The 11,541-nt window shown below is 39.0% G+C and carries 9 protein-coding genes; 6 read left to right on the forward strand and 3 right to left on the reverse strand.

Annotated elements, in window-relative coordinates; translation table 11 throughout:
* The 6 genes from ACO1O5_RS06380 to ACO1O5_RS06405 all read left to right on the forward strand — a co-directional run.
* Positions 1-1,482 (forward strand): YfcC family protein (locus ACO1O5_RS06380; RefSeq protein WP_486269004.1); only part of this gene is annotated, 1,482 nt, incomplete at its 5' end.
* Between the two features lie 113 nt (positions 1,483-1,595).
* Positions 1,596-2,096 (forward strand): DUF4251 domain-containing protein, encoded by a 501-nt coding sequence (locus tag ACO1O5_RS06385; RefSeq protein ID WP_486269005.1) that lies wholly within the window; start codon positions 1,596-1,598, stop codon positions 2,094-2,096.
* Positions 2,097-2,139: 43 nt separating this feature from the next.
* Complete coding sequence (locus tag ACO1O5_RS06390) at positions 2,140-2,364, forward strand: DUF2905 domain-containing protein (RefSeq protein WP_486269006.1); 225 nt, start codon at positions 2,140-2,142, stop codon at positions 2,362-2,364.
* Positions 2,365-2,454: 90 nt separating this feature from the next.
* On the forward strand, positions 2,455-3,213 hold the full coding sequence (locus ACO1O5_RS06395; RefSeq protein WP_486269007.1) for an oxygenase MpaB family protein: 759 nt from the start codon (positions 2,455-2,457) through the stop codon (positions 3,211-3,213).
* A 282-nt stretch (positions 3,214-3,495) separates the two neighbouring features.
* Positions 3,496-5,703 carry an ELWxxDGT repeat protein gene (locus ACO1O5_RS06400; RefSeq protein WP_486269008.1) on the forward strand — a complete coding sequence of 736 codons (2,208 nt, stop codon included), beginning with the start codon at positions 3,496-3,498 and terminating at the stop codon, positions 5,701-5,703.
* Between the two features lie 127 nt (positions 5,704-5,830).
* Entirely contained in the window at positions 5,831-6,640 is an 810-nt protein-coding gene (locus ACO1O5_RS06405; protein ID WP_486269009.1) for an MOSC domain-containing protein, read from the forward strand.
* A 24-nt stretch (positions 6,641-6,664) separates the two neighbouring features.
* Here the strand turns inward: ACO1O5_RS06405 and ACO1O5_RS06410 are convergent, their stop codons facing one another.
* From ACO1O5_RS06410 to ACO1O5_RS06420, 3 genes are all read right to left on the reverse strand, one after another.
* On the reverse strand, positions 6,665-7,135 hold the full coding sequence (locus ACO1O5_RS06410) for a universal stress protein (protein WP_486269010.1): 471 nt from the start codon (positions 7,133-7,135) through the stop codon (positions 6,665-6,667).
* Between the two features lie 211 nt (positions 7,136-7,346).
* Positions 7,347-8,597, reverse strand: coding sequence for a fasciclin domain-containing protein (locus tag ACO1O5_RS06415; RefSeq protein WP_486269011.1), 1,251 nt, complete (start codon positions 8,595-8,597; stop codon positions 7,347-7,349).
* Between the two features lie 33 nt (positions 8,598-8,630).
* Positions 8,631-11,405: a TonB-dependent receptor gene (locus tag ACO1O5_RS06420; RefSeq protein ID WP_486269012.1), complete on the reverse strand. Its 2,775-nt coding sequence runs from the start codon at positions 11,403-11,405 to the stop codon at positions 8,631-8,633.
* Between the last annotated feature and the right edge of the window lie 136 nt (positions 11,406-11,541).

Raw genomic sequence — 11,541 nt, forward strand, 5'->3', positions numbered from 1 at the left:
AAACTGCTCTCTCCTATTACCATTTTAATGATCGTGATAATTATAGCTGCAATTTCAACATGGCTGGTTCCCGCGGGCAGATACAATACCTTGTCTTACAACGAAAGTAACTTTGTAATAAATTATGATTCGGGTGCGGCTCTTCTTCCATTTACTAAACATACCCTTGACAGTCTGCAAATAAGAATTGCCCCCGAGAAATTCTCTTCCGGGTCAATTCGCAAACCGGTGGCTGTTCCAGGAAGTTTTCACAAGATTAAAAAGAATTCGCAGGGATTTGTCCAGGTGCTCCAGGCGCCATTACTTGGCATTACAGATTCGATTGACATTATATTATTTCTTTTGATTATTGGCGGATTCATGAACGTTTTTCATGAAACCGGGGCAATGGTGAAAGGACTCACGTCACTTTCACACAGTATGAAAGGCAAAGAAGCATGGCTTATCATTATTCTCACGTTTTTGTTTTCATTTGCAGGTTCTTCTTACGGAATGGCTGAGGAAGCGCTTGTTTTTTATCCGGTAATGATCCCGCTTTTTTTGGCAGCGGGATATGATCTGTTAGTGCCGCTTGCCGTAATATTTGGGGGAACACAACTGGGTTCATTGTCTTCGTTCACAAATCCATTTGCCACGATAATTGCGTCCAATGCAGCAGGTGTAAACTGGTCAGATGGTCTTATAGAAAGAATACTGATGTTTGTTATTTCAACCGCAGTCATAATATGGTACCTGGTGCGATACGCACAAAAAATTAAAAAAGACCCCTCAAAATCTATTGTTTACCGGGTTGATGGGTCTGCGTCAATAAATTATGAGAAAATAAATAGTAATGAAGTAATTACCAGCCTTTCATCAAAAACAAAATTGTTACTTACTCTTTTTCTTGCAACATTCTTAATAATGATAGCAGGAGTTGTTTGGTTCGATTGGTGGCTTACAGAAATGTCGACTTTGTTTTTAGCTTCGGCAATAATAATTGCAATAATCGAAAGAATTAACGAAAAAAAATTCCTGGATCAATTTATTAAAGGTGCAGAGGGCCTTTTAGGCGTGGCATTTATAGTGGGTGTAGCCAGGGGTGTCACAATTGTTTTAAACAATGGCCATATCAGCGATTCTATATTATTTTATTCCGCAGAATTAGTGAGTGGAATGCCGCCTTCCTTATTCATAGTAGTGTTGTTGATATTATACATGGGTTTTACATTGTTCATTGCGTCTTCTTCAGGGATGGCGGTACTCACAATGCCAATCATTGGAGGCCTTGCGGTGATTGTAAATGTTCCGGGAAGAGAAATCGTAAATACGTACTTATTTGGAATGGGCATCATGGGCTTCCTCACACCAACAGGACTAATATTACCTTCTCTTGCTCTAGCTAACGTAAGTCTCAAAGCATGGTGGAAATTTATTTATCCCTTATTGATTATCCTTTTTGTTTTATGTGCGCTCTTCCTGGTAATCGGAATTTATTTGTAGGGTTTTGAATATTATTCTTTTTTCTTTCCTGAACATAACGCTCCTGTATCTTTTCACATTTCTATAGACAATCACGGTGCAATTTTTGCCGCTTTTTTTTATAAATTTTCAAAATGAAATACATAAAATATTTACGTTTTTTATTCATCACCTGTTCTTTTCTTATCGTTTTTTCGCCGGGCGGAATGGCTCAAAAAAATAAAAAAAATGACGCCAAACAAATGGCTTTCCGGAACATGGTAGATTCACAGCATTTTGTTTTTGAAGCGCAAACGGTAACACCATTGAGAGGGAATTTCCGAAACCTTACTTCTCAATATGATGTTAGGGTAACCAAAGATTCTTTGATAAGTTATCTGCCCTATTTTGGACACGCATATGCTGTTCCAATAGATCAAACCAAATCATCACTTGATTTTACGTCGACCAATTTCTCTTACTCGGTATCGCCCTATAAGAAAGATGGCTGGACTATAACCATAAAGCCTAAAGATATAACCCAGGTCCAGCAATATTTTTTTACCGTGTTCAATAATGGGAAAGCAAGCCTTAGTGTTATCAGCACCTCAAAAGATCAAATTTCATTTAATGGTTATATAAGAGGAAATCAATAAACTTGTGGACTTTAAAATAGGTGAGGAATAAATCCTTAAAAAAATGGATCAGCAAACCGGCAAGTATCTTATTGTAGCAGGACTTTGTATTTTAATTGCCGGGGTATTGGTTTATTTTTTCTACGATAATTTTAAATGGCTTGGAAAGCTTCCGGGCGATATAAGAATTGTAAAAGGAAATTTCCGCTTCTATTTTCCAATCGTTACCATGATAGTAATCAGTGTTGCCATAACAATCATCATAAACGTCATCAGGCGATTATGGTAAGATCCTACACTTGTTATTTCTTTACTCCTTACTGGCCTTTTCTGAAATTGAAGAGGTTCTTACTTTTTGGTAATAACTTGCATTGTTTTTATGAAATATTTTGTTGAAAAAAATTCGATTGTCCGGCTAATTTGGGGAAAAAGCGACACGGTCCTTTTTATTTTCGCCGGGGCAGCAGCTGAATTTGCGTTGAACAAGGCAGTTGACTGGCTTTATTTTACAGGGAAACTTCCGTCAGATCCTTTAGGTCGATTATTTTCGACTGTGAGTTACTCAAAGAAAATACTTTTTGCAGAATATGATGAAGCATTGAAAATAATTGACAGTATTTCCTCTATTCATAGCAAAGTCGAAAAAGCACGAGGCGAAACGATTCCGGAATGGGCCTTCAGAGATGTTCTTTTTATGCTGATTCACTATAGCATCGCATCCTTCGAGGTGCTGGAAAGAAAACTCTCACTAAAAGAAAAGGAAGATGTATTTGACGTATTTTACCGTTTTGGACAAAGGATGAATTTACAAGGCGTTCCGGATAATTATTCGGCCTGGCTGGCGATAAGAAAATACGACCTCGAGCATGATCTTGTGAAAAGTAATTACACAACAGACCTTTATAAACAATATAAAAAACACCTTGGGAGTTTTCGTTACCGTGTTTTAATTGAAGGGCAAATAATTGTGATACCCGAAAACGTGCGGCAATTATTACATCTAAGAGAGTTTTCATTTTTAAGGTTAATCCTGCCTTTTTACAAATTAAGCCGCTTTTTAAAATTAGATGGGGTTGTTAAATCAATTATTCTTCCTGCGAAATATAAAGAGGAAATTAAAGCCATGGATATTGCATAGCTATAAAGCGTATTAATTTTCCGCTCTGCTAATAATTTATAATTAATCTCGCATTCTTTTTCTTGATTTACGATAAAATTTTTAATAACTTTCCTTTCTGATTTACCCCTTAAATCCCGGGACGTTTTACTTTCGTACACCGCCTGGATAACTACAAAATCATATCCTTAGAAATACTATACCTCATTTAGCTATAAGTCATTTTTATTTATTGGAGTTGATTAACCTGTTAGTTGATTATTTCAATTCAACTTGGCCGCAAAACTATCTTAAAGAGTGGATTTGAAATTTACAACAAGTGATTTTCGAAAACACGAAATAATTATTGATCAATATTTATACAAAGAAAACATGAAAAGAAAATTACTCTTATCCGCCTTAATTGCCAACGTTACTTTCTTTTTGAACGCCCAGGTTACCCAAATAAACAACAACAATAGCTTGGGTGTCAGAGCGGCGCTAAGTAATACGTTAGCCATCGCCGTTTCTGAACTTGATAGTTCTATTTGGAAAACTGATGCAACACTTGGGGGCACTGTACCCGTGGGAACGCCAGTCAAATATGAATCATTTGGCTTTGTGCTCGCTGGCAAACTGATATTTAGGGGAAGCACTCCGGCAACTGGTTCTGAAATTTACATTACCGATGGAACCGCGGGAGGTACAACACTTGTAAAAGACATTTTTGCCGGTGCCACGGGTTCTGCACCCGATGATTTTACTGTGCTTAACGGCTTTATATATTTTAGTGCAAGAACTGCTGCGGAAGGTCGGGAATTATGGAGAACAGATGGCACAAATGCCGGCACTACTCTAGTAAAGGACATTGTGCCTGGAACAGATAGCAGCAACCGTGAGGGCAACTATCACATGACATCCTCGGGTACTTATTTATTATTTGCTGCCAATACCGCTGCTTCCGGCGTTGAATTATGGAAATCTGATGGAACGGGTGCAGGGACCGCTCTATTAAAAGAAATAAATACTGGCAATGCAAACGCTGATTCGTCGAATCCACATAATTTCTATCCATTAAATGGTTCATTTTTATTTACAGCAACTGATGCAACGCACGGAGAAGAATTATGGAAAACCGATGGAACAACTGGTGGAACTGCTCTCGTAAAAGATATTAACCCGGGAACTGGCAGTTCCGCAAGTATTAGTTTTTTCGGATTTGACTTTCCACTTTCCCTGGGTTTCCATACATTCAATAATAAAGCATTTTTCCAGGCTACTGATGGCACAAGCAATGGCGAGTTATGGGTAACGGACGGCACCACTGCCAATACCATACTTTTGAAGAATATTGTTTCTGCAACTGGAACAAGCATTCCGTTTATTGCTGCAATAGATGGCGTAAACTACCCCAGCAAATTTATTTTTCCGGTTTCGGACGGCGGTCCCGGAACTCGTGCTGAACTGTGGGAAACAGATGGGACACCGGGAGGAACAGTTTTGTTTAAATCATTTTCACCAGTGGTCGCCGGTGATATTCCCGAAGTTTTCCTACCTTATAATGCCGACATAACTAACACAAGTTTTAACCAGGCCTTGTTTCAAGGCAATAAATTCTTCTTTACGGCACGCACTCCAACCCAGGGTATAGAGCTGTGGATTTCTGACGGCACATCCGGAGGCACGCAGGTGGTAAAAGATATAAATCCGGGAAGTGGAAGCGGTGTTGACACAACCGGGGGCAGCTATTTATATACTACTACTACATTGTTTTTTTCCGGCAATGATGGCACATTTGGAAACGAGCTTTGGAAAACAGATGGAACTTCTGCAAATACTTCAATGGTTAAGGATATTAATCTTAACGCAAAGGACGCCGACCCTAATTCGCTATTGATATTTAACGGCCATATCATGTTCAATGCCACGGATGGTGATAATCCAAATGCTTTCGATTTATTTGTGGTAGACGGAACGTTTACGCCTTTGCCGATCAGGCTTACCGATTTTACCGTTAGTCTCATTGGAAATGATGGGCTATTAAAATGGAATACGGCGCAGGAAGTGAATACGAAAAACTATACGGTACAACGAAGTTTCGACGGACAACATTTTACTGACATTGGCGTCGTTCAGGCGGCCACGTTATCTCCTAACAGCCATGCGTATTCGTTTACTGACGCGGGTGTAGCAAATAGCGGCAAAAATATTATTTATTACCGGTTAGTCGCAATAGACAACGATGGAAAATCGGTAAACACTAATATTATTACTTTAAAGCTCCATGGTACCGGCAAATGGAATGTGCGCCTTTTGTCAAATCCTGTGCAGGATAACCTAAGCATCTTATTAAACGATGTTACAGGAAGATTAGAGCTTTCAATCAGGGATATAACCGGCAGGATCGTTTATTCAAAATCAATGGAAAATATTAATGGGCAAATTAGCCTGCCCGCTCCTCAACAAAAGGGAATTTATTTACTTGAAGCTGTAAATAACAATGAGAGAAAGGCTTTAAAATTTGTAAGGTAGAACTAAGATAGCATCCATATTATGATAAGGCAGCTCAAACGGGCTGCTTTATTGTTCCTGCTAAACGTGCAAAAATTATTTCAGTTATTTTAAGAAATAAATTTATTTTCAGCCCAACAACTGATAAATGCTTACCGTAAGTGAACTATTTATTTATCCAATAAAATCCTTAGGCGGAATTTCTGTTTCCGCCGCAAAGATTTCTGAGAGAGGATTTGACCTTGATAGAAGGTGGATGCTTGTTGATGAAAATAACAGGTTTATTACTCAACGTGAAGTGCCTTCTATGGCTCTGCTGCAGGTTGAATTAATACCTGAAGGTCTTAAAGTGTATCACAAACAAAGTTCTGATTTAACAATAAACATTCCCTTTCTCCCTGAGGTAAACGAAGAAGTAAATGTTGAAATATTTGAGGAAAATTGCACGGCAATCTTTGTAAGCGAAATCGCAGACGAATGGTTTTCGCAAATGTTATCCGTAAGATGCCGATTGGTTTACATGCCTGACTCTACAAAAAGATCAGTTGATAAAAATTATGCCTACCATAATGAAGTCACTTCTTTCTCTGACGGATATCCTACATTAATTATAGGCCAGTCTTCATTAGACGATTTAAATAATAGGCTCCCAGAGCCATTGCCCATTAATCGTTTCAGGCCTAATATTGTCTTTACGGGCGGTGAGCCTTATGAAGAAGATATGATGATGCATTTCACTATAAATTCTGTGAATTTCTTTGGGGTAAAACTTTGTGCCCGCTGTACAATACCTACCGTTAACCAGAATGACGCATCAAAATCGGCTGAGCCACTAAGAACGCTTGCCTCTTACCGGCAAAAGAATAACAAAGTTTATTTTGGGCAGAACCTGTTACATCGTGATACAGGGTTTATTCATGTAGGAGATACAATTGAAGTTATTGAAACAGCTCCGTAGGAAAATTTAGTGCGTGGCTAAATTTTATTCAACAGTTTTTGTAGGGATAATAAAGAGGGGCACCGTACTCTTGTGTAAAACTCTTTCGGCTACGCTTCCCATCAGCATCTTATCCAACCCGCGGCGCCCGTGAGAACCCATTACTATTACATCCGCATTAGTTTCTGCGGCAGTCGCAATAATGCCCTCAGCAAAATCACCTTCTTTAACAACTGTTGTAATGGTATCGTCGTTCAAATACTGTTTTGATTTATCAAGGAACTCCTGCGCAGTTTTTCTTAAGTCATCCATATTTTCCACAGGGAGCGTGCTTATATTGTTAAATCCTTCATACCCCATAACCGGGAAATAATTAAGAGAAGCATAATAATTAGCGTCGGACAGAACATGTAATAAAATAATTTCCGCATTCATCCCTTTGGCCAATGAATACCCTGTCTCCGCAATTTTTTGAGCCGGTGGCTCATAGTCCAGTGCAATTAATACTTTTTTCATCCTGATATATTTATTAAAAATGATTGATCCTTTCTTATGCCCTCCAACAAACGATTAAACGCCTCAAAGTATATGCCATCAATAAACAGTAATCAACATTGGCCTTTTTGATACGGCGATAAAATAATCAATAACGACATCGCTTAAACGCTTTTTTCCATTTAACAAAAGGATACCGTATTAAGCCATTTATTATTTTCAATTCAAAAAACTACTGCGGCAATAAAACTTTGTCAATTACATAATAAACACCGTTAACGCAATGGTTATCTATAGATGTTGCAGTAGCGGCTGCGCCTGAATAGGGCTGGCCTCCAGAGGGGAAAGTTCCAGCACCTGTAAATTGCAATTTCGTAACAAATGGCCCGGTAAAAGTTGCCGATGCAAGGATTCCCGGCTGAATGGATGCGGGAACAACAGTATTTACGAGGGTTGTATAAAACGAAGGCGTGGCCGAAAAGTTTACAGAAAAGGCCCTGATATTTGGTTGAAAACCCAGCCCCTGATCAGTTGCCAAAAAATGGTATGCCATAATCCCGGCAACTTCTGCGGTAGTCACATTGTTAGTACTCAAAAATGCCGGACCGGCTGCAACTGCTCCGTTTGCTGTAGCAACAGCATTGGCACTATCGGTGCCCGTAGGTGGATGATACTGGCTTACAAAATTCAAATAACCCTGGAAAGCAAGTCCGAATATAAGCGTTTGAAAAGCGGCGTCGCTAGGGGCCAGCACTGTCATGTTGGTAACCGCATAACCTAAGAGAGAATCCAATTTATTTAGTCCGGTTTGTCCACTGTCTGCCCTTGCTATAGCGGCTTTAAAATAAGTAAGATTAGAATTGCTGTACATGGCATCTTTAAGAACCTTGCCCGGCGGAGCGACAAGTGCTGCAACCAAATGTATCACTCCATTATTGAATTTGAGATCGGGTCGTATAACCGGTATATTGTTGTCCCAAAAACCAGTTGTTCTGGTTGAAGGAAAAGTAGACATATTTAATTTTATAGGAGTTCCCGGCAACGTACCAATAGTTAAATAAGACGGCAACTGAATATCAGGAAAAGTAGTGGGTACATTGGTTGAAAGATATTGCTGGCCCGGAATAATGTGATATTGAACTAACGGTACAAGGCTTGACAAAGGAAGTGAATTCACAACCGTTACTGAAGGGATACCCGATGCCCTGAATGCAGCATTATTTGGTAGAAAAACCGTAAAGAGCTTTGTACTATCACTCAAAGTGGCCAGCAATCCTGCTTTCGCAACTGCTGCTTTAAAAAAACTATAGCTTGTATCACTGCTAATTGCAGCACCAATGGTTGTTGCACTATTGTTTGGCGGCGGATAAACAATTGGTGTGGCTTCGGGCAGATCCTTGTTACATGAAATAACAAAAGCAGCTATTGCAATGAGCAATAATATTTTTGTGATCGTGCTATATTGAAGAATATTTATTTTCATATCAGTTCTTTAATAATGATAAAATTAATAGCGTTAAAATATGTTGTAACCAATGCTTACATAATAAATACCACCAATAGTGGCATTGCCAAATCCATCGCGGTAATATTGATTTAATAAATTAGTAGCGCCAAGTTTCAACAATACTTTTTGTTCAGGAAATTTAAAACTTAACTGGCCATCCACGGTTTGATATGCAGGAAGCAGACCATTTGCAAAGTCGCCTTCAAAATTTATTTTATCCTGCCAACGGTAAGTTACACTGAAACCCAGCCTGTTTTGAAAACCAAAGCCAGTACTGCTAAAAGTAGCTCCTGCTCTGTATTTGGGTGCATCGAAGTCTGCGGCAAAACCTGCGGGGACCTTATCAAGATTATCTGAGCTCACAGTGCCACTGATTACAAAATTATGAGGCAAAGCATACGTAATACTTACTCCAAAACCATACGTATTTACATTGCCGCTTACGTTATACGGAATTGAAAAAGTAGTTACCAGGTTAGGATTATTCAGGTTTGCTTTTATTTGATCAGGGGTGCCGCTGAATACGCTTTTATCTCCGCTTACAGATTGGGCCACAAGCGTTCTTGAAAGAAAATTATTATAAATTCCATAATAACCGTAAAGGTCCAAGAGTAATTTTTTCTGCGCCATTAACCCCTTATAACCAACTTCAAATGAGTTTACATTTTCAGCTTTAAATGTAGGAACATTTAATACCTGCGGCTTCCCTGCTAACAAATTATCATCTATTGAATAAACAGGGTTAGTGCCGAAATGATAGAATGTTTTAAAACTCGGCACTCCGCCAATTAATGCTTCACCGCCGGCAACTCTCAAATTAATATATTGCATTTGTGTTGATGCGAATCGGTACGCTTCCTGGTAAGACAACCTTATGTTATTATCTTCTGACACTTTAATTACAAAAGAAAGACGTGGTGTGAACCTACCTGCGAAATTATCGTTTTTGTCATAGCGTGCTGAAGCAATCAATCTAAGTTTGTCATTCAGGAAATGTTTGGTGGCCTGTATGTAAGCGCCATATTCATTAATAGGAATTTTTCCTGCTGAATCAGCGAACAAAGTCCCTTCGGAATTCAATACATATCTTTTAAAATTGGCACCAACTAAAACATCAGCAAATTTTGATGTAACAGAAGTTAAATTATATTGTCCTTCTACATTGTAAAGATTTGTTTTATCAACGAATTTACCGCCACCTTGGGAAATCGGAATGCTCCTTACCTTATCAAAAAGTTGTTTAAATTCTGCAGAGCCAGGAGCAGGCCTGCCCTGGTCTGCAACAGCGCGGGCAGCATTATGCGCGGCGATATCCGACATGCCAGATAGTTTTGCATTTAAGAAGGCAAACGAATATTGAGCATACCATCCATCGCTGCCACCACTTGGCTTCCATGCTTCATTCACCAGCCGAGTGGTAACTGTTGCGTTGTAAGAATCTCCGGCATTTTCCTGGGTAGTATATGCTCTCAAAAACCAATTGGTATTAACTAATTCAATTTTATATTGAGCAATCTTTAAATTCAACAAACTATACCGGTCGCTTCCGGTATATACAGTATTTCCTGTTCCCCAATATCCTTCTGCATTTAAAGAAGTCCGCTGCGAAAGCTTATAACTAACGGCTCCGGATAATTTAAAATCTACTGTGTTGGGATTTACAATATCTTTTTCTTGATAACCAGTACGTGAAACGGGGATAGAAGACTGCATGGCATTAATGTAAGGCGCATAGAATGGAGCCTGCTGCGCTAATGGATTTAAGACATTTGATTTTATATCAACTGTCGTTTCATCACCGTAAACGTTTATGCCGTCATAGTTAGGATCAGTTTCGCGTGTGCCATTTTTTACACCGCCAGTTGTCGCCAGTCGATCATAATCACGATAATCATTTGCCACCCAATCTTTGGCCTGGATCAATTGAGCGCCCATTTTAAACGCAAACTTCTCGCTTACTTTTTTTGCCCATCTCAAATCCCAATTATAGTAAGGCGATGCATCCCTGGCGCTATTGCCAACGTTCATAATACCCGTTTTAACCTGGAAAGAGAGTCCCTGGTATTTGAAGGGATCTTTACTATTGATGATTATTGCTCCGTTCATTCCACCCGGCCCATATAATGCAGATGATGCCCCCTGCAATAATTCTACACTTTCTACATCGAGTTCTGTTAAGCCAACTACACTTCCTACAGAAAAGTTTAATCCGGGAGCCTGGTTGTCCATCCCATCAACAATCTGGTTTACACGAACACTACCACTTCCATTAAAACCTCTTGTGCTCGGTGTAGAAAAGGTGAGGGAAGAAGTTACTACGTCTACACCCTTCAATTTTGAAATCATATCATAATAAGAAACGGCCGCCGTATTGCGAATATTAGCAGCACTTATCCTTTCTATTGTAACTGGTGACTCTAATATTCTCGATGGCGTTCTCGTAGCTGCCACCACTACCTCCTGGCCCAATGCACTTTCCGGTGAAAGAGTTATATTAAGAACTTGAGAAGCCAGTTTAACCGGAACTTCCTGTAATTTAAATCCTATTGAAGATACAATTATCGTAAAGGGAAGTGGCGCTTTTGTTTCCAAAGAAAAATTGCCTTTATCGTCCGTGTAGGTTCCTGCACCCGAACCTTTAATGGTTACAGAAACTGCTGGTATGGGTTCGCCGGTTGCACTATTTTTAACCGAACCATTTATGATCGTATTTTGTCCGAAAGTCATTATCGAAAAAATATTAGCTACAATCGATAGCAGAAAATACTTGCGAAAGTTTGTCATAGCAATCATTTTAGTTTTTAAATTCAAGGCAAAATAATCATTTTATATATGATACAATATATTCTTTTTTAAGAAAAAATGCAACATGTTGACAATTTCTGTAGTTAAAACGGAATAGTAAAATTTACTATTCTTA

It is taken from the genome of Ginsengibacter sp. (genome assembly GCF_057362405.1).

Bases quoted from the DNA above. Each gene is read 5' to 3' on its own strand.
- ACO1O5_RS06385 (WP_486269005.1), top strand. From the start codon at position 1,596: ATGAAATACATAAAATATTTACGTTTTTTATTCATCACCTGTTCTTTT.
- ACO1O5_RS06390 (WP_486269006.1), top strand. From the start codon at position 2,140: ATGGATCAGCAAACCGGCAAGTATCTTATTGTAGCAGGACTTTGTATT.
- ACO1O5_RS06395 (WP_486269007.1), top strand. From the start codon at position 2,455: ATGAAATATTTTGTTGAAAAAAATTCGATTGTCCGGCTAATTTGGGGA.
- ACO1O5_RS06405 (WP_486269009.1), top strand. From the start codon at position 5,831: ATGCTTACCGTAAGTGAACTATTTATTTATCCAATAAAATCCTTAGGC.
- ACO1O5_RS06410 (WP_486269010.1), bottom strand. From the start codon at position 7,135: ATGAAAAAAGTATTAATTGCACTGGACTATGAGCCACCGGCTCAAAAA.
- ACO1O5_RS06415 (WP_486269011.1), bottom strand. From the start codon at position 8,597: ATGAAAATAAATATTCTTCAATATAGCACGATCACAAAAATATTATTG.
- ACO1O5_RS06420 (WP_486269012.1), bottom strand. From the start codon at position 11,405: ATGACAAACTTTCGCAAGTATTTTCTGCTATCGATTGTAGCTAATATT.